18 protein-coding genes are annotated in these 17,139 nt (G+C 67.9%); 12 read left to right on the top strand and 6 right to left on the bottom strand.

The annotated features are described in order from the left end of the window. The first annotated feature begins 17 nt into the window (after nt 1-17). Genes AC1DY5_RS00965 through AC1DY5_RS00985 form a run of 5 tightly spaced genes read left to right on the top strand, consistent with a single transcriptional unit; the run spans nt 18 to nt 4,849 of the window. Nucleotides 18-1,064: a formamidase gene (locus AC1DY5_RS00965; protein ID WP_478107475.1), complete on the top strand. Its 1,047-nt coding sequence runs from the start codon at nt 18-20 to the stop codon at nt 1,062-1,064. After that, a complete protein-coding gene (gene biuH, locus AC1DY5_RS00970) occupies nt 1,061-1,759 on the top strand; it encodes a biuret amidohydrolase (protein WP_478107477.1) in 699 nt (232 codons plus the stop codon). Before AC1DY5_RS00965 ends, biuH begins: the two co-directional genes overlap by 4 nt. A 16-nt stretch (nt 1,760-1,775) precedes the next feature. Further along, entirely contained in the window at nt 1,776-3,392 is a 1,617-nt protein-coding gene (locus tag AC1DY5_RS00975) for an ABC transporter ATP-binding protein (RefSeq protein WP_478107479.1), read from the top strand. Nucleotides 3,393-3,435: 43 nt separating this feature from the next. Beyond that, nucleotides 3,436-4,101, top strand: a complete 666-nt coding sequence (locus AC1DY5_RS00980) for a cysteine hydrolase family protein (RefSeq protein ID WP_478107481.1) — start codon at nt 3,436-3,438, stop codon at nt 4,099-4,101. A 1-nt stretch (nt 4,102) separates the two neighbouring features. After that, entirely contained in the window at nt 4,103-4,849 is a 747-nt protein-coding gene (locus AC1DY5_RS00985) for a GntR family transcriptional regulator (RefSeq protein ID WP_478107483.1), read from the top strand. A 19-nt stretch (nt 4,850-4,868) separates the two neighbouring features. On the opposite strand, the gene AC1DY5_RS00990 is transcribed toward AC1DY5_RS00985, so the two are convergent. Both AC1DY5_RS00990 and AC1DY5_RS00995 read right to left on the bottom strand, forming a co-directional pair. Further along, nucleotides 4,869-5,831 (bottom strand): tripartite tricarboxylate transporter substrate binding protein, encoded by a 963-nt coding sequence (locus tag AC1DY5_RS00990; protein ID WP_478107485.1) that lies wholly within the window; start codon nt 5,829-5,831, stop codon nt 4,869-4,871. Between the two features lie 34 nt (nt 5,832-5,865). Beyond that, a complete protein-coding gene (locus AC1DY5_RS00995; protein WP_478107487.1) occupies nt 5,866-7,125 on the bottom strand; it encodes a flavin-dependent oxidoreductase in 1,260 nt (419 codons plus the stop codon). Nucleotides 7,126-7,230: 105 nt separating this feature from the next. On the opposite strand from AC1DY5_RS00995, the gene AC1DY5_RS01000 reads away from it, so the two are divergent. Together AC1DY5_RS01000 and AC1DY5_RS01005 are read left to right on the top strand one after the other, a co-directional pair. Beyond that, nucleotides 7,231-8,136, top strand: coding sequence for a LysR family transcriptional regulator (locus AC1DY5_RS01000; protein ID WP_478107489.1), 906 nt, complete (start codon nt 7,231-7,233; stop codon nt 8,134-8,136). Nucleotides 8,137-8,177: 41 nt separating this feature from the next. Next, nucleotides 8,178-8,594 carry a DUF3830 family protein gene (locus AC1DY5_RS01005; RefSeq protein WP_478107491.1) on the top strand — a complete coding sequence of 139 codons (417 nt, stop codon included), beginning with the start codon at nt 8,178-8,180 and terminating at the stop codon, nt 8,592-8,594. Here the strand turns inward: AC1DY5_RS01005 and AC1DY5_RS01010 are convergent. After that, on the bottom strand, nt 8,584-9,387 hold the full coding sequence (locus tag AC1DY5_RS01010; RefSeq protein ID WP_478107493.1) for an exodeoxyribonuclease III: 804 nt from the start codon (nt 9,385-9,387) through the stop codon (nt 8,584-8,586). The two genes, AC1DY5_RS01005 and AC1DY5_RS01010, sit on opposite strands and share 11 nt — an antisense overlap. Nucleotides 9,388-9,399: 12 nt before the next feature. Between AC1DY5_RS01010 and pyrE the strand changes: the two genes are divergently transcribed. Then, nucleotides 9,400-10,083: an orotate phosphoribosyltransferase gene (gene pyrE / locus AC1DY5_RS01015; protein WP_478107495.1), complete on the top strand. Its 684-nt coding sequence runs from the start codon at nt 9,400-9,402 to the stop codon at nt 10,081-10,083. 21 nt (nt 10,084-10,104) lie between these two features. Further along, complete coding sequence (locus AC1DY5_RS01020) at nt 10,105-10,764, top strand: DUF4124 domain-containing protein (protein WP_478107497.1); 660 nt, start codon at nt 10,105-10,107, stop codon at nt 10,762-10,764. Nucleotides 10,765-10,893: 129 nt separating this feature from the next. Here AC1DY5_RS01020 and gatB read toward each other — a convergent pair whose 3' ends face one another. From gatB to gatC, 3 genes are read right to left on the bottom strand one after another with little or no spacing between them, the layout of a single operon-like run. Further along, nucleotides 10,894-12,387 carry an Asp-tRNA(Asn)/Glu-tRNA(Gln) amidotransferase subunit GatB gene (gatB, locus tag AC1DY5_RS01025; RefSeq protein WP_478107499.1) on the bottom strand — a complete coding sequence of 498 codons (1,494 nt, stop codon included), beginning with the start codon at nt 12,385-12,387 and terminating at the stop codon, nt 10,894-10,896. Between the two features lies 1 nt (nt 12,388). Then, complete coding sequence (gatA, locus tag AC1DY5_RS01030) at nt 12,389-13,876, bottom strand: Asp-tRNA(Asn)/Glu-tRNA(Gln) amidotransferase subunit GatA (RefSeq protein WP_478107501.1); 1,488 nt, start codon at nt 13,874-13,876, stop codon at nt 12,389-12,391. Beyond that, nucleotides 13,873-14,172 carry an Asp-tRNA(Asn)/Glu-tRNA(Gln) amidotransferase subunit GatC gene (gene gatC, locus AC1DY5_RS01035; protein ID WP_478107503.1) on the bottom strand — a complete coding sequence of 100 codons (300 nt, stop codon included), beginning with the start codon at nt 14,170-14,172 and terminating at the stop codon, nt 13,873-13,875. Before gatC ends, gatA begins: the two co-directional genes overlap by 4 nt. A 223-nt stretch (nt 14,173-14,395) precedes the next feature. On the opposite strand from gatC, the gene AC1DY5_RS01040 reads away from it, so the two are divergent. The 3 genes from AC1DY5_RS01040 (at nt 14,396) to mreD (ending at nt 17,123) form a co-directional block, all read left to right on the top strand. Continuing rightward, nucleotides 14,396-15,439, top strand: a complete 1,044-nt coding sequence (locus AC1DY5_RS01040; protein ID WP_077002382.1) for a rod shape-determining protein — start codon at nt 14,396-14,398, stop codon at nt 15,437-15,439. 152 nt (nt 15,440-15,591) lie between these two features. Further along, nucleotides 15,592-16,605, top strand: coding sequence for a rod shape-determining protein MreC (mreC, locus tag AC1DY5_RS01045; protein WP_478107505.1), 1,014 nt, complete (start codon nt 15,592-15,594; stop codon nt 16,603-16,605). Then, on the top strand, nt 16,602-17,123 hold the full coding sequence (mreD, locus tag AC1DY5_RS01050) for a rod shape-determining protein MreD (RefSeq protein WP_478107507.1): 522 nt from the start codon (nt 16,602-16,604) through the stop codon (nt 17,121-17,123). The genes mreC and mreD overlap by 4 nt, the downstream gene beginning before the upstream one ends. Nucleotides 17,124-17,139 lie beyond the last annotated feature (16 nt).

Raw genomic sequence — 17,139 nt, forward strand, 5'->3', positions numbered from 1 at the left:
CACGAGAGGGTCATTCGATGAGCGGTCTGGGAGGTCTCAACAAGTCGCAGCACGGCGTGGTCGTCGGCCTGGTGCAGCTGCAGCTGCCGGTGGTCGAGACCAAGGCCGACCTGGCGGCGCAGACGCAGCGCATCTGCGATCTGGTCGCCAAGGCGCGGCGCAACCAGGGCACAATGGACATCGTGGTGTTCCCCGAGTACGCGCTGCATGGGCTGTCGATGGACACCTCGCCAGAGATCATGTGCACGCTCGACGGCCCCGAGGTCGCGGCCTTCCGCCAGGCCTGCGTCGACAACCTGATCTGGGGCTGCTTCTCGATCATGGAAGCCAATCCCGAGGGCAACCCGTACAACAGCGGGTTGATCATCGACGACCACGGCGCGATCCGCCTCTACTACCGCAAGATGCATCCGTGGGTGCCGGTCGAGCCATGGGAGCCCGGCAACCTCGGCATCCCGGTGTGCGACGGCCCGAACGGCAGCAAGCTGGCGCTGATCATCTGCCACGACGGCATGCTGCCCGAGATGGCGCGCGAGGCCGCGTACAAGGGCGCCGAGATCATCATCCGAACAGCCGGCTACACGGCGCCGATCCGCCATGCCTGGCGCATCACAAACCAGGCCAATGCCTTCTGCAACCTGGCGTACACGGCCAGCGTCTGCATGTGCGGCAGCGATGGCACCTTCGACTCGATGGGCGAGGGCATGTTCTGCAACTTCGACGGCACGGTGCTGGTCGAGGGCGGCGGCCGGCCCGACGAGATCGTCACGGCCGAGCTGCGGCCCGACCTGCTGCGCGAGGCCCGCACGGGCTGGGGCGTCGAGAACAACATCTACCAGCTCTACCACCGCGGCTACGTGGCCGTGAAGGGCGGGGCCCAGGACTGCCCCTACAGCTATATGCAGGACATGGCGGCCGGCCGCTACGAGCTGCCCTGGGGCGAGCAGGTCAAGGTCACGGACGGCACCGGCTTCGGCTTCGCGGCGCCGGTCCGCGCGTACAAGGGCCCCGAGCCGCATCCCCTGGTGCCGCAGGCGCCGCTGACTCCGAGTTCATCGTCATGAGCACTACCTATGTTTCCGCCGACCCATACCGCTGGCCTTACAACGGCGCGCTGCGGCCCGACAACACGGCGCTGATCGTGATCGACATGCAGACCGACTTCTGCGGCAAGGGCGGGTACGTCGACGTGATGGGCTACGACCTGTCGCTGGTGCAGGCGCCGATCGAGCCGATCGCACGCACGCTGGCGCGCCTGCGGCCGCTGGGCTTCCAGATCATCCACACGCGCGAAGGGCACCGCCCCGACCTCGCCGACCTGCCGGCCAACAAGCGCTGGCGCTCGCGGCAGATCGGCGCCAACGGCGTCGGCATCGGCGACGCCGGTCCGTGCGGACGCATCCTGGTGCGCGGCGAGCCGGGCTGGGAGATCATCCCGGCGCTGGCGCCGCTCGCCGGCGAGGTGGTGATCGACAAGCCCGGCAAGGGTTCGTTCTATGCCACCGACCTCGAGCTGGTGCTGCGCACGCGCGGCGTCGAAAACCTGATCCTGGCCGGCATCACGACCGACGTCTGCGTCCACACCACGATGCGCGACGCCAACGACCGCGGCTTCGAATGCCTGCTGCTGTCGGACTGCACCGCGGCCACCGACCACGGCAACCACCTGGCGGCGCTGAAGATGATCACCATGCAGGGCGGCGTGTTCGGCGCCCATGCCAGCTCGACGGCCTTGCTCGACGCGCTGCCGGCCCAGTAGAACGGAGAGCCGCACGATGATCGCACCGGTCCACCCCGCACCCGCCGCCACCGGCGCGCTGGCACTCGACACCTACGAGTTGACCAAGCGCTTCGGCAGCTTCACCGCGATGGACCGCGTGACCATGCACGTGGCGCCCGGCACGGTGCATGCGCTGCTGGGCGAGAACGGCGCCGGCAAGAGCACGCTGGTGAAGTGCGTGGCCGGATTCCAGCGGGCCGAGGAGGGCGCGATCCTGATCGACGGCCGCGAGCAGGACATCGCCAACCCGGTGGTGGCGCGCACGCTCGGCATCGGCATGGTCTACCAGCACTTCACCTTGGCGCCCGGCATGACGGTGGCCGAGAACCTGCTGCTGGCCGGCGGGAAGACGCCGGCGCTGATCGACTGGAAGCGCCAGCGCGCCGAGCTCAAGGATTTCCTGGCGACCACGCCCTTCAGCCTCGACCTCGACGTGCGCCCGTCGGAGCTGGCGGCGGGCGAGAAGCAGAAGCTCGAATTGCTCAAGCAGCTCTACCTGAAGCCGCGGCTGCTGATCCTCGACGAGCCAACCTCGGTGCTGACGCCGCAGGAGGCCGACGAGGTGCTTGGCCATGTGCGCGAGTTCGCGAAAAGCGGCATGTGCACGGTGCTGATCATCACGCACAAGTTCCGCGAGGTGATGGCCTATGCCGACAGCGTCACGGTGCTGCGGCGCGGCATGGCGGTGCACCACTGCCAGGTGGCCGACACCAACCCGGCGCGGCTGGCCGCGGCCATGATGGGCGAGGGCGAAGCACCGCCGCCGGCCGAAGGCGACACCGCCGCGCCGATCGGTCGCGCCTTGCATGCGATGCAGCCGACGGCGGCCAACGCGCCGATCGCGCTGCGCGTCGATGGCCTGCGGGCGCTGGGCGACCGCGGCACGCTGGCTGTGCACGACCTGAGCTTGGCGGTGCGGTCGGGCGAGATCCTCGGCGTGGCCGGCGTGTCGGGCAACGGCCAGCGCGAACTGGTCGAGGCCCTGGTCGGCCAGCGGCCGCGGCTCGCGGGTCGCGTCACCGTGATGGGCGAGCCCTACGACGCGAAGCGCGAGGAGAACCGGCGTCTCAAGGTGCGCAGCCTGCCGGAGGAGCCGCTGCGCAACGCCTGCGTCGGCGAGCTCAGCGTGGCCGAGAACATGGCGCTGCGCGACTTCGACCAGCCGCCGCTGGCCTGGCCGGCGTTCGGTGCCGACGTGCTGAACTTTCCGCTGTGGCGCAGTCGGGCCCGTGAGTGGATCGCCGAGTACGGCGTCAAGACCCAGGGCGAGGGCGCGCCGATCCGCAGCCTCTCGGGCGGCAACGTGCAGCGTGCCGTGCTGGCGCGCGAACTGGCCGGCGACATCAACGTGCTGATCGCGGCCAACCCGGTGTTCGGACTGGATTTCGCGGCGGTGGCGGAAATCCACAGCCGCATCGTGCAGGTGCGGGCGCGCGGCGGCGCGGTTCTGCTGATCAGCGAGGACCTCGACGAGTTGCTGGAGATGGCGGACCGTATCGTGGTGATGAGCGAAGGGCGGGTGGTTTACGAGACGGACGCGTCCACGGCCGAGCGGCATGTGCTTGGTGCGCACATGGGCGGGGGCGATCACCATGCGCCGGTGGGTGCGTGAGGCTTCCCCTCACGTCCCAACCCGAATCATTCGAAAGCACGAGATGAAAATAGAAGCCCAGCCCTTCGCCTACGAATTCGACCTCGCCAGAACCGCCCTGGTCCTGATCGACATGCAGAGGGATTTCATCGAGCCCGGCGGCTTCGGCGAAACCCTGGGCAACGACGTCTCCCTGCTCGAAGCCATCGTCCCGGCGACGCAAAGAACCCTCGAAGCGTGGCGAACAGCGGGCGGCCTCGTCGTTCACACGAGGGAAGCCCACAAGCCCGACCTCTCCGACTGCCCGCCCGCCAAGCGCAACCGCGGCAACCCCAGCCTGCGCATCGGCGACGTCGGACCGATGGGCCGCATCCTCGTGATGGGCGAACCCGGCAACCAGATCATCGAAGTGTTGGCGCCTGTCGAAGGCGAGATCGTGGTCGACAAGCCGGGCAAGGGCGCCTTCTATGCAACCGGCCTGCACGAGATGCTGAAGCGGCGCGGCATCACCCACCTGCTGTTCGGCGGCGTCACCACGGAGGTCTGCGTCCAAACCAGCATGCGCGAAGCGAACGACCGCGGCTACGACTGCCTGCTGCTCGAGGACTGCACCGAAAGCTACTTTCCGGCCTTCAAGGCGGCTGCCGTCGAGATGATCCGCGCCCAGGGCGGCATCGTCGGCTGGACCGCGCCGAGCAGCGCCTTGCTGACGGCGCTCGGCACGCACTAACATGGCCGACGTGTCGACCGTTCGAATTCCTTCCAAGCCTCCCGCCGCCGATCCCGTGTTCCGCACCCGGGCCGACGAAGTCTACGCGCAGCTCAAGCGCGACGTCGCCGAGTTCAGCCTGGTGCCCGGCGACCGCTTCACCGAGAACGAGATCAGCGAACGCCTCGGCGTCTCGCGCACGCCGGTACGGCAGGCGCTCTTCAGGCTGCAGCAGGAGGGTTTCGTCGAAGTGCTGTTCCGCAGCGGCTGGCGCGTGCTGCCTTTCGACTTCGACCAGTTCGAGCAGTTGTACGACCTGCGCATGGTGCTCGAGACCACCGCCGTGCATCGCCTGTGCGAGAGCGGCCATCGCGTCGACCGCAGTCTGCTCGACACGCTGGCCGGCATCTGGCTGGTGCCCGCCGCCGAGCGCAGCGCCGACACGGTGCAGGTGGCGCAGTGGGACGAGGCCTTCCATTGCGCCCTGGTCGCGGCCGCCGGCAACGCCGAGATGGCGCGCGTGCACCGCGACGTGACCGACCGCATCCGCATCATCCGTCGGCTCGATTTCACCAAGCAGCCGCGCATCGACGCGACCTACGAGGAGCACGGCAAGATCCTCAAGGCGATCCGCGCCAACCGGGGCGACCAGGCCGCGATGCTGCTGCGCGCCCACATCGAGACCAGCCAGTCGGAGGTGCGCAAGATCACGCTGCACCAGGTGCACATGGCGCGGCACTCGGGACGGGCCCGGCCGCGCGAGACCTGAGACCGCCTCGGCCCGTGGCTCAGTCGGCAGTGATGTGGCCGCGCTGAACCACGTCGGCCCAGCGGCTGGCATCCTTGTCGATCAGCGCGCCGAATTCCTCCGGCGTCGACGACGCCGGAACCATGCCCTGCGCTTCGAACGCAGTCGCGACTTCGGGCAGCCTGAGCACCGCGCCGATCTCCTTGTTGAGCCGCGCGACCACCTGGGGCGGCGTGCCCTTGGGGGCCAGCACGCCGTACCACATGTCGAGGTTTCCGACCTTGACGCCGGCTTCCGCCAGCGTGGGCACATTGGGCAACTGCGGCACGCGCTTGTCGCTGCCGGTCGCGATCGCCTTCAGCTTGCCGGCCTGGATCTGTTGCAGCGCGACGTGCACCGGCAGGAACATGTAGTCGATGCGCCCGCCCAGCAGATCCGTTACGGCGCCCGCCGTGCCCTTGTAGGGAACGTGCAGCATCTCGGCGCCGGAGCTTTGCAGCAGCAGGGCCATCGAGAGGTGGTGCGGCGTACCGACGCCCGGCGTCGCATAGGTCAGCTTGCCCGGGTGGGCCTTGGCCGCGGCGACCATCTGCGCCACCGTGCCGGCCTTCTGCACATTGGGATTGGTCACCAGCAGCAGCGTGCCCCAGGAGGTCTGGGCCACTGGCGCGAAGTCGGCGACCGGGTCGTAGGCCAGCGACTTGTAGAGGCTTTTGTTCATCACCAGCGTGTTGACCTGCACCATCAGCGTGTAGCCGTCGGGCTTGGCGCGTGCGACCTTCTCGCTGCCGATGTTGCCGCTGGCCCCGGCCACGTTGTCGACGATCACCGGCTGGCCCAGCACCGCGGGGAGCCGCGTCGACAACTGGCGTGCGATCAGGTCGATGCCGGTGCCGGGCGTGTAGGGCACGACCAGCGTGATCGGCTGGTCGGGCCAGGCGTGCGCGGCCGCCGTGGCGGCGACCATCAGCAGGGCGCCTAGGAGCTTGATCGATGGACGCATGGAGTGTCTCCGTCTCGTTGTTGGAATGCGGCTGTCAAAGGTAGGAAGGTCGAGCCTTCAGCGCCGCCGGCTCGTAGCCCGCCGTGCGCTTGTAGTTGTCCGAAATGGCTTGCAGTTCCTGCTGGCTGACGATGTCGTCGAGCCGCTCGAAGCGCCGTCCGCCCGAGCGCTCGAACACCTCGCGCRGGATCGCGTCGGGCGGATTGCTGCGATTGGTCAGCACGACGTCAGTGGTCGTCTTGACGCGCACGCTGTCGTATTCCTCCAGCGCGGGATGGCCCACGCCAAGCCGGCGCATCGCCCCCGCGAGGCAGCGGGCATCGATGATCGCCTGGCCGGCGCCATTGGAGCCGCGCGGCACCATCGGATGGGCCGCGTCGCCGAGCAGCGTGAGACGCCCGTGGGTCCACTTCGGCAGCGGGTCCTGGTCGACCATCGGATATTCGAGGATGGCGTCGGACGACTGGATCAGCGCCGGCACGTCGAGCCAGTCGAAATGCCAGTCCTCGAAGGCGGGCAGGAAGTCTTCGAGCCGGCYGGGGCGGCTCCAGTCCTGCAGCGCGGGCTTGGGCGCGTGGATCTCCGCCACCCAGTTGATCAGCTGGTTGCCCTCGCCGTCCACATTGTTCCGGATCGGGTAGATCACCATCTTGCCCAGGTCGAGCCAGCCCGCCCGCACCATGCTGGCCCCCGAGAGAAAGGGCTTGTGCGTTGCCGTGCCGCGCCACATGTTGACGCCCGAGTAGCGCGGCGCACCTTCGTTCGGGTAGAACTGCTTTCGCAGCACCGAATGGATGCCGTCGCAGCCGATCGCCACGGCGCCGGGTACGCTGGCAGTTGCCGTGCCCTGCGACGTCGTGAAGCGCGCCGTGACGCCGGCGTCGTCCTGCTCGACGCCCACGCAGCGATGGCCGCACACCACCGCATCGGCGCCGATGCGTTCGAGGGTCGCCGCCAGCAGAATGCTGTGTAGGTCGCCGCGGTGGATCGAGTATTGAGGCCACTCGTAGCCGGCGGCAATGCCGGCCGCTTCGCGAAACACCAGCTGTCCGTGCGAGTTGAAGAAAACCGATTCGCGGGTCTGCACGCCCACCGCATCGAGCGCGGCCGCCAGCCCGAGTTCGCTCAGTTCGCGCACCGCATGGGGCAGCAGGTTGATGCCGACGCCGAGCGGCTTGAGCTCGGGCACCGCTTCGTAGACGCGGCAGGCAATGCCGGCCTGGTGCAGGCTCAGTGCGAGGGTCAGGCCGCCGATGCCGGCGCCCAGCACGATGACTTCGGTTTGCTTGCTCATTTTTCGATTTCCCTTGCTTTGTCCTGGATCAACGGAATTCGGATTAGACCGAGTGATTAGCCATTTGGGAAATTTAGATATGGGATGGATTTATCATGAAGTCGTATGAATCTGTCCATCCGTCAGATGCGCGCCTTCCTGCATGTTGCGCGCATCGGCAATTTCACGCGCGCCGCCGAACAGGCGCACATGACGCAGGCCGGCCTGAGCACGCTGGTGCGCGAAATGGAGCGTCAACTGGGCTGCCGGCTGTTCGACCGCACGACGCGCATGGTGAGTCTCACGGCGGCTGGCCGGCAACTGATGCCGGTGGTCGAGCGCGTCGTCACCGACCTCGACGAGGTCACGTCGAGGCTTGGCGTCGAAGGTGACCTGGCGCGCCAGACGCTGCGCATCGCGGCCACTCCGCTGGTGTCGTCCAACCTGCTGCCGCAGGTGTTCGGTCAGTTCCGCGAGAGCCATCCGACGGTCAATCTCAAGTTGTTCGATGCCGACCTGCGCGATGTGGAGGCGATGGTCCTCCAGGGCGAGGCGGAGATCGGGCTGGGCTTCTTCTTCAAGGCCGCGCCGGGTCTGGAGCGTGTCCCGGTCGGCCGCTTCCACCTGATGCGGGTGATGCGGGCCGAGCACGAGGGCGAGGCGCAGGTCACCGGCAGCGCGCCCTGGTCGTCGCTGCGTGCCGCCGAACTGGTGGGATTGCCGCCCAGCAATCCGATCCAGAAGGTCATCGACCTTCACCTGGGCGCGATCGGCCGCGCCGATGCGCAGCGCCCCGCGTTCAATTTCTTCGGCACGCTGATCTCGATGGTCGAGGCTGGCTTCGGCACCGCCGTGATGCCCACCTTCGCGCTCGCGGCCTGCCGCCGGCACCGCGTGCGGACCGACGTGCTGGTCAAGCCCAGGGTCGAAATGGACTTCTTTCGCATCACCAAGCGGGGTGCGCAGGCGAGCGAGGCCATGCAGTCCTTCGGCGACACGTTGGCGAAGGCACTCCCTGCGCTGTCCCGCTAGGCAGCGCGCGGCGATGGCCGTGGCGTTGTACGCTCTGTCCGATGCAACATATCCAGATCACCGCCGGCGGCCTGCGCTTTGTCGCCGAGACCCATCCCGACGCGCCGCTCACGGTGGCCGCCTTCCGCAAGCTTTTGCCGTACCGTCAGAAGCTGATCCACGTGCGCTGGAGCGGCGAGGGCTGCTGGGTGCCGCTGGGCGATTTCCAGCTCGGCGTCGGCTTCGAGAACCACACCAGCCACCCCTCGGCCGGCGACATCCTGTTCTATCCCGGCGGCTACAGCGAGACCGAGATCATCTTGGCTTACGGCGGCTGCAGCTTCGCGAGCAAGATGGGACCGCTCGCGGGCAACCATTTCCTCACCATCATCGACGGACGAGAGCAACTGCGCGCGCTCGGCCATAAGGTGTTGTGGGAGGGCGCGCAGGACGTCCTGTTCGAAGCCCTTACAGGCTGAAGTCGTAGTCCACCGTTATCGGCGCGTGGTCGCTGAACTTGATGGTCTTGAAGATCGATTCCTCGCGCGCCAGCGCCGCCAGCTTCGGCGTCGCCAGGTGGTAGTCCAGCCGCCAGCCCACGTTCTTGGCGTAGGCCTGGCCGCGGTTGCTCCACCAGGTGTAGGCCTCGTCGGTGGTCTCGGGCTTGAGCATCCGGTAGACGTCGACCAGGCCCGCGCCCTCGGCGCCGGCATCGAGCAGCCGAGTCATCCAGGCCCGCTCCTCGGGCAGGAAGCCGCTGTTCTTCTGGTTGCCGCGCCAGTTCTTGAGGTCGATCTCCTTGTGGGCGATGTTGATGTCGCCGCAGAGGATGAACTCACGCTCGCGCTTCAGCGCGCTGAGATGCGGGAAGAAGCCCTTGAGGAAGCGGAACTTCGCCGCCTGCCGCTCTTCGCCCGATGAGCCGCTCGGAAAATAGCTGCTGATGATCGACAGCTTGCGCTTCGGCGTGTCGAAGCGCAGCTCGAGGTAGCGGCCCTCGGCGTCGAACTCGGCGTCGCCCCAGCCCACGACCACGTCGCTGGGCGCGTGCTTCGAGTAGATCGCGGTGCCCGCGTAGCCCTTCTTCTCGGCGAAATGGAAGTGCCCCTTGAGGCCGGCCATCTCCTCGAAGCGGCCCTCGATGTCGCTCGCCTGGACCCTGATTTCCTGCATGCAAATACAATCCGGCCCCAGTCCGCCGACCCAGTCGGCGACGCCCTTGGTGGCAGCCGATCGCAGGCCGTTGAGGTTGAGGCTGGTCAGTTTGAACACGAGGACATTCCTATGGCTGAAAAAATTGGAGAGGACGGCGCGCTGGCACAGGCGTTCGTCCAGTTTGCGTTGGAGTCGGGGGTGCTGCGCTTCGGCGAGTTCAAGACCAAGGCCGGCCGCATCAGCCCCTATTTCTTCAATGCCGGCCTGTTCGACGATGGCGCCAAGCTCGCGCGGCTGGCCGAATTCTATGCAGACCGGCTGATCGCCAGCGGGCTCGAGTTCGACATGATCTTCGGGCCGGCCTACAAGGGCATTCCGCTCGGCGCCACGGTGGCGGCCGAGCTCGCGCGGCGCGGCCGCAACGTGCCTTTCGCCTACAACCGCAAGGAAGCCAAGGACCACGGCGAGGGCGGCACCCTGGTCGGGGCGCCGCTCAAGGGCCGGGTGCTGATCGTCGACGACGTGATGTCGGCGGGCACCGCGGTGCGCGAGTCGATCGCGGCCATCCGCGCGGCCGGCGCCATCCCCCACGCGGTCGCGATCGCGCTCGACCGCCAGGAGAAGGCGACCGAGAACGGCGTCGACGTAGACCACAGCGCCGTGCAATATGTACGCAATCAGCTCGGGCTTGAAGTTATTTCCATCGCGACGCTGGACGACTTGTTACAGTATCTGTCAGGCCGCGCGGATGACGAGCTGGGCGCCCACCGCCCGCGCGTGCTGGCGTACCGGGCACGTTACGGCGCGGGCTGATTCAACCCGTCTGAAGGACCGATGTTGGCGAGCACCCAAGCACTGAAGGCATTCCTGGCGTTCTCGCTGGCCGCGGCAGGCGCGGTGCATGCACAGCAACCCGCGGCCGGTGCCGCCCGTCCGCCCAGCGCCGGCATCTACAGCTGCACCGATTCGCGCGGCCGCACCATCACCGCCGACCGGCCGATCCCCGACTGCATCGACCGCGAGCAGCGCGAGCTCAATCCGAGCGGCACCACGCGGCGCAAGATCGAGCCCACCTACACGGCGCGCGAGCAGGCCGAGCGCGAGGAGCGCGACCGCCTGGGCCAGCTGAAGGCGGCCCGGCAGGTCGAGGAGCGGCGGCGCGAGCGCGCGCTGCTGGTGCGCTACCCCAACGCGGCCGCCCACGACCGCGAGCGGGCCGAGGCGCTGGTGCAGATCGACGTCGTCATCCAGGCCGCCCGCAAGCGACTGGGCGAACTGGCCGAGGACCGCAAGAAGATAGACGATGAGCTCGAGTTCTACAAGAGTGACCCGAGCAAGGCGCCCGACGCGGTGCGCCGCAAGCTCGACGACAACGCCAAGAGCGTCGCGGTGCAGAACCGCTTCATCGGCGAGCAGGAAGAGGAAAAGAAGCGCCTCAACGCGCGCTTCGACGAGGAGGCAACGCGCCTCAAGCCCCTGTGGGCCGCCAAATAGGGATCGCCCCCAGGTTGCCCGGCTCTTCGTGTCCGGGCGCCCACCCCCTACCGGGGGCAACACCAGCGGCTTGGCGAAGCCAGTTCCGCGGTGTTTCACCAAGGGGCCTGGCTGCGCCGGCCGGGATTACTAGCCCAGTTTGGCTTTTAGCAGCGCGTTGACTTGCGCGGGGTTGGCCTTGCCCTGGCTGGCCTTCATGACCTGGCCGACCAGCGCGTTGAAGGCCTTGTCCTTGCCGGCGCGGTATTCGTCGATGTTCTTCTGGTTGGTGGCCAGCACGCCATCGATGATCTTCTCGAGCGCGCTGCTGTCGCTCATCTGCTTCAGGCCCTTGGCCTCGATGATCGCGTCGACCTCCTGGCCCTCGCCGGTCCACAAGGCGTCGAACACCTGGCGCGCCGCATTGTTCGAGATCGTGCCATCGCTGATGCGCACCACCAGCCGCGCCAGCTGGACGGCCGTCACCGGGGCTTCGGTGATCGCGATGTCCTGCTGGTTCAGGCGCCGGGCGATCTCGCCGGTGATCCAGTTGCTGGCCAGCTTGGCGTTGGCACCGGCGGCCACAGCGCCCTGGAAGTAGGCGGCCAGGGCCGGGCTCTGCGTCAGCTGCGCGGCGTCGTAGTCCGACAGGCCGTGCTCGCGCACGTAGCGCTCGGCCATCGCGCGCGGCAGCTCGGGCATCTCGGCGCGCACGCGCTCGATCCAGTCGGCGCCGATCGCCAGCGGCGGCAGGTCGGGATCGGGGAAGTAGCGGTAGTCGGCCGCGTCCTCCTTGGTCCGCATGGCACGGGTCTCGCCCGAGTCGGGGTCGAACAGCACGGTCGCCTGCTGGATCGCGCGGCCGTCCTCGATTTCCTCGATCTGCCACCGGATCTCGTAGTCGATCGCCTGCTGCATGAACTTGAAGCTGTTCAGGTTCTTGATCTCGCGCCGCGTGCCCAGCTTGTCGCCGGGCCTGCGCACCGACACGTTGGCGTCGCAGCGAAAGCTGCCTTCCTGCATGTTGCCGTCGCAGATGCCGATCCAGGTGACGATCTTGTGCAGCTCGCGCGCATAGGCCACGGCCTCGGCGGTGGAGCGCATGTCGGGTTCGGTGACGATCTCGAGCAGCGGCGTGCCGGCGCGGTTCAGGTCGATGCCCGACTGGCCGACGAAGTCCTCGTGCAGCGACTTGCCGGCGTCCTCTTCGAGGTGCGCGCGCACCAGGCGCACGGTCTTCGGTTCGTCGCCGACGAAGAAGCTCACAGAGCCGCCCTGCACGACGGGGATCTCGAACTGGCTGATCTGGTAGCCCTTGGGCAGGTCGGGGTAGAAATAGTTCTTGCGCGCGAACACGCTGCGCGGCGCGATCGTCGAGCCGAGCGCGAGACCGAGCTTGATGGCGCGCTCGACCGCGCCCTTGTTCATCACCGGCAGCGTGCCTGGCAGCGCGAGGTCGACCGCGCAGGCCTGCGTATTGGGTTCGGCGCCGAAGGCGGTCGAGGCGCGGCTGAAGATCTTCGAGGCGGTCGAGAGCTGGGCGTGGGTCTCGAAGCCGATCACGACTTCATAGCCGCGGACCAGCGGACCGGTCGGCCGGCCGGCCTGCAATTGTTCGGTGGTGTCTTGGAGCTGCTGCGTCATGTCAAAAGCCTCCCGGGGTGCGGAGGTGCCAGTCGGTGGCCTGCTGGAAGGCGTGCGCCGCGTTGAGCAGTCTGGCCTCGGCGAAGTAGTTGCCGATCAACTGGATGCCGACCGGCAGTGCGCCGTGGAAGCCCGCCGGCACGCTCATGCCGGGCAGGCCGGCCAGCGAGGCCGGCAAGGTGAAGATGTCGGCCAGGTAGTCGGCCACAGGGTCGCCGCCGTGCTCGCCGAGCTTCCAGGCCACCGTCGGCGCGGCCGGGCCGGCGATGACGTCGCACTGCCTGAAAGCCTGCTGGAAGTCGTCGGCGATCATGCGGCGCACCTTCTGGGCCTGCAGGTAGTAGGCGTCGTAGTAGCCGTGCGAGAGCACGTAGGTGCCGATCATGATGCGGCGCTTGACCTCGTCGCCGAAGCCTTCCTCGCGGGTCTGCGCGTACATGTCGGCCAGGTCGCGGTAGTTCTTGGCGCGGTGGCCGAACTTGACGCCGTCGAAGCGGCTCAGGTTGCTGGAGGCCTCGGCCGCCGCAATGATGTAGTACACGGGAATCGACAGCTCGGTGCGCGGCAGCGTGATCTCGACGCGGCGGGCGCCGAGCTTCTCGTATTCGACCAGCGCGGCATCGACAGCGGCGCGCACGCCGGGCGCCACGCCCTCGCCGAAGAACTCCTTCGGCACGCCGATGCGCAAGCCGTCGAGCGAGTCCTTGAGCGAGCGCGAGAAGTTCTCGACCGGCTTGTTCAGCGAGGTCGAGTCGCGATCGGGGTCGGGCCCGCACATGGCCGACAGCAGCAGCGCGCAGTCTTCGGCCGAGCGGGCCATCGGGCCGGCCTGGTCGAGGCTGGAGGCGAAGGCGACCATGCCGTAGCGCGAGGCGCGGCCGTAAGTCGGCTTGATGCCGGTGACGCCGCAGAAAGAGGCCGGCTGGCGGATCGAGCCGCCGGTGTCGGTTCCGGTGGCGGCTGGGGCCAGGCCCGCGGCCACAGCCACGGCGCTGCCGCCCGACGAACCGCCGGGGATGCGGTCGGTGTCCCACGGGTTGCGCACCGGCACCGCTTGGTCGAAGCCGATCGCGGGCACGGCGACGTTCTCGTTGGCCGAGCCCATCGCGAACTCGTCGCAACTGAGCTTGCCCAAGGTCACGGCACCGGCCTCGGCCAACTTGCGCACCACGGTGGCGTCGAAGGGCGAGCGGTAGCCGGCCAGGATGCGCGAACCGGCGGTGGTCGGCAGGTCGGCGGTGACGAAGATGTCCTTGTGGGCGATCGGCACGCCTTCGAGGGCCGCGCCGGAGCCGGCGGCGATGCGGTGGTCGGCGGCGCGGGCCTGGGACAGCGTGAGTTGCTCGTCGATCGCCACGAAGGCGCCCAGATCCTGGTGGGCGCGGATCCGGGACAGGTGGTGATGGGCGGCCTCGACCGCCGAAATCTTGCGTTCGCGCAGGGCAACAGCCAGCCCGGCCACGCCCATCCGATGGATTTCGCCGCTCATTCGATCACCTTCGGCACCAGGAACAGGCCGTTCTCGACCGCCGGCGCGCTGCGCTGGTTGGCCTCGCGGTTGTTCGGCTCGGTCACCACGTCTTCCGCCAGGCGAAGCGTGATGTCCTCGATCGCGGCCACGGGGTGGGCCAGCGGCTCGATGCCGGCGGTGTCGACCGCGCGCATGCGCTCGACCAGGTCGAAGAAGCCGTTGATCTGGCCGAGCATCCGCTCGCTTTCGTCGGGAGCCAGCTGGAGCCGCGCCAGAGAGGCGATGCGGGCAATATCTGTGGAGGTGAGGGACATCGAAAAAGAGCGTTTCTGGCGTCGAACAGGGTGCATTCGCATCCCGTAAAGCTGCTCTGAAACGCTGGGCTGTCAGGGGATTCGGTTATTATCCCGCCTTTGCCGCAACCCCCGCGAACGCGCCGGCATTTGCCGCAAAAACGTTTCAAACCACCCTTCACACGACCCAATAAGAGGGCGACGGCCTGCCGACGCGCATGCCGTGCCCCAGAGGAATTCCACAATGTTTGGAGCTTTCCGTCGGTATTTCTCTACCGACCTGGCGATCGACCTCGGCACCGCCAACACCCTCATCTTCGCCCGCAACAAGGGCATCGTGTTGGACGAGCCGTCGGTCGTCGCGATCCGCCACGAAGGAGGGCCGCACGGCAAGAAAGTGATCCAGGCCGTCGGCCGCGAGGCCAAGGCCATGCTCGGCAAGGTGCCCGGCAACATCGAGGCCATCCGGCCGATGAAGGACGGCGTCATCGCCGACTTCGTCATCACCGAGCAGATGATCAAGCAGTTCATCAAGATGGTGCACCCGCGCTCGCTGCTCACGCCGAGCCCGCGGATCATCATCTGCGTGCCCTGCGGCTCGACCCAGGTCGAGCGCCGCGCCATCAAGGACGCGGCCGAAGCGGCCGGCGCGACCTCGGTCTACCTGATCGAGGAACCGATGGCCGCCGCGATCGGCGCCGGCCTGCCTGTGTCCGAGGCCAGCGGCTCGATGGTGGTCGACATCGGCGGCGGCACCACCGAAGTCGGCGTGATCTCCCTCGGCGGTATGGTCTACAAGGGCAGCGTCCGCGTGGGCGGCGACCGCTTCGACGAGGCGATCATCAACTACATCCGCCGCAACTACGGCATGCTGATCGGCGAGCCGACGGCCGAAGTGATCAAGAAGAACATCGGTTCGGCCTTCCCGGGTTCCGAGGTCAAGGAAATGGAAGTCAAGGGCCGCAACCTCAGCGAGGGCGTGCCGCGCAGCTTCACGATCAGCAGCAACGAGGTGCTCGAAGCCCTGACCGATCCGCTCAACAACATCGTCTCGGCTGTCAAGAATGCGCTCGAGCAGACGCCGCCCGAACTCGGCGCCGACATCGCCGAACGCGGCATGATGCTGACCGGCGGCGGCGCCCTGCTGCGCGACCTCGATCGCCTGCTGGCCGAGGAAACCGGCCTGCCGGTGCTGGTCGCCGAAGATCCGCTGACCTGCGTGGTGCGCGGCTGCGGCATCGCCCTCGAGCGCATGGACCGCCTGGGAAGCATCTTCACCAGCGAATAATGCGCTCCCCCAGGTCGCGCGCACTGCGTGTCGCGCTCCCACCCCCTACAGGGGGTGTTGCCTGCGGCCCGGCAAAGCCGGTTCCGCGGCAACTCTGGAACATCCGGACAAATAGCGCTGCTGTCCCTGCATCTCTCGTGGCATAAAGCGTCATGCCGCTCGGCACTCTCGATCGCACTGCACCGCCCCTCTTCAACCAGGGGCCGTCGGCGCTGAGCAAGCTGATCTTCTTCAGCGCGCTGGCGCTGTTCCTGATGGTGGCCGACGCGCGCCTCCACATCGTGCAGCCGCTTCGTCTCGCGATCGGCACGGTGCTCTACCCGGTGCAATGGCTGGCGCTGAAGCCGGTTCAGCTGGTGGCCGACGGCGGGCGCTACCTCGAGGATCTGCAAACGGCGCAAGTCAACGAGGCGGCGGCCCGCAAGGCGCTCGCGCTGCAGTCCGAGCGCGCCAGTCAGGCCGATACGCTGGCCCAGGAAAACGCCCGCCTGCGCTCCCTGCTCGAACTGCGCCAGGTCACCCAGACGCCGGGCCGTGCGGCGGAGGTGCTGTATGACGCGGCCGACCCCTACACGCGCAAGCTGGTGATCGACCAGGGCCTGGCCAACGGCATCGCGCCCGGCTCGCCGGTGATCGACGAGCACGGCGTGCTCGGTCAGGTGACGCAGGTGCAGCCCTTCTCGAGCGAGATCACGCTGGTGATCGACCGCGACCTGTCGATCCCGGTCCAGAACGTGCGCACCGGCGCCCGCAGCGTGGCCTTCGGCGACGCCAGTGCGCATGGCGGCGGGCTCGAACTGCGCTTCATGCAGGCCAACTCGGATGTCCAGGAAGGCGATGTGCTGACCACCAGCGGCGTCGACGGCGTCTATCCGCCCGGCCTGCCGGTGGCCAAGATCGATCGCATCGAGCGCCGCGCCGACTCCGCCTTCGCGCGCATCCATTGCGTGCCGCTGGCCCACGTGAGTGCGGCGCGCTATGTGCTCGTGCTGGCGCCCAGCGGTGCAACGGCGGTGCCGAAACCGACCCCGCCGAACACGCCCTCGGCCGTCGCCGCCAAGAAGAAGGCGGACAAGGCAGATGCCAAGGCCGACGCCAAGGCAGACGCCAAGGCCGATGCCAAGTCCGCCAAGAAGGCCGACAAGAAGGAAGCGAGCCCGCGATGATCATGCGTCCCGGCCAGCAGCAGCTCTTGCTGCCCGTCRGCCCGCTGTTCATGTGGACCAGCCTGATCGTCGCGCTGCTGCTCAACATGGTGCCGCTCGGCCGTGCCGCCTGGACTCCCGACCTGCTGGCGCTGGTGATCGTGTTCTGGAGCGTGCACCAGCCGGCGCGCATCGGCATCGGCGCCGCCTTCGTGTTCGGGCTGCTGATGGACGTCCACCAGGCCGCGATGCTTGGGCAGCATGCCCTTTCATACACGACACTCGGCTTTCTGGCGACCATGATCCACCGGCGGCTGCTTTGGTATCCGCTCATTTCCCAGGCGCTGCAAGTGCTTCCGTTGTTCGCGCTTTCCCACCTGATCGAACTGGCCATCCGCATGATCGGCGGCGGTGCCTTCCCGGGCTGGTCGCTGCTGGTAGCGCCAGCGTTGGAGGCGGCCCTGTGGCCGCTGGTCAGCCTGGTTCTTCTGGCGCCGCAGCGCCGAACCCCGGAACCCGACGCCAACAGACCACTCTGACCGTTGCCCCGCCCGC

It is taken from the genome of Variovorax sp. P4_D9 (assembly GCF_056401695.1).

Bases quoted from the DNA above. Each gene is read 5' to 3' on its own strand.
- AC1DY5_RS01005 (WP_478107491.1), top strand. From the start codon at position 8,178: ATGCAACATATCCAGATCACCGCCGGCGGCCTGCGCTTTGTCGCCGAG.
- AC1DY5_RS01040 (WP_077002382.1), top strand. From the start codon at position 14,396: ATGTTTGGAGCTTTCCGTCGGTATTTCTCTACCGACCTGGCGATCGAC.
- AC1DY5_RS00975 (WP_478107479.1), top strand. From the start codon at position 1,776: ATGATCGCACCGGTCCACCCCGCACCCGCCGCCACCGGCGCGCTGGCA.
- gatB (WP_478107499.1), bottom strand. From the start codon at position 12,387: ATGACGCAGCAGCTCCAAGACACCACCGAACAATTGCAGGCCGGCCGG.
- AC1DY5_RS01020 (WP_478107497.1), top strand. From the start codon at position 10,105: ATGTTGGCGAGCACCCAAGCACTGAAGGCATTCCTGGCGTTCTCGCTG.
- AC1DY5_RS00965 (WP_478107475.1), top strand. From the start codon at position 18: ATGAGCGGTCTGGGAGGTCTCAACAAGTCGCAGCACGGCGTGGTCGTC.
- mreC (WP_478107505.1), top strand. From the start codon at position 15,592: ATGCCGCTCGGCACTCTCGATCGCACTGCACCGCCCCTCTTCAACCAG.
- gatC (WP_478107503.1), bottom strand. From the start codon at position 14,172: ATGTCCCTCACCTCCACAGATATTGCCCGCATCGCCTCTCTGGCGCGG.
- AC1DY5_RS00985 (WP_478107483.1), top strand. From the start codon at position 4,103: ATGGCCGACGTGTCGACCGTTCGAATTCCTTCCAAGCCTCCCGCCGCC.
- AC1DY5_RS00990 (WP_478107485.1), bottom strand. From the start codon at position 5,831: ATGCGTCCATCGATCAAGCTCCTAGGCGCCCTGCTGATGGTCGCCGCC.
- pyrE (WP_478107495.1), top strand. From the start codon at position 9,400: ATGGCTGAAAAAATTGGAGAGGACGGCGCGCTGGCACAGGCGTTCGTC.
- biuH (WP_478107477.1), top strand. From the start codon at position 1,061: ATGAGCACTACCTATGTTTCCGCCGACCCATACCGCTGGCCTTACAAC.
- AC1DY5_RS00980 (WP_478107481.1), top strand. From the start codon at position 3,436: ATGAAAATAGAAGCCCAGCCCTTCGCCTACGAATTCGACCTCGCCAGA.
- AC1DY5_RS01000 (WP_478107489.1), top strand. From the start codon at position 7,231: ATGAATCTGTCCATCCGTCAGATGCGCGCCTTCCTGCATGTTGCGCGC.
- gatA (WP_478107501.1), bottom strand. From the start codon at position 13,876: ATGAGCGGCGAAATCCATCGGATGGGCGTGGCCGGGCTGGCTGTTGCC.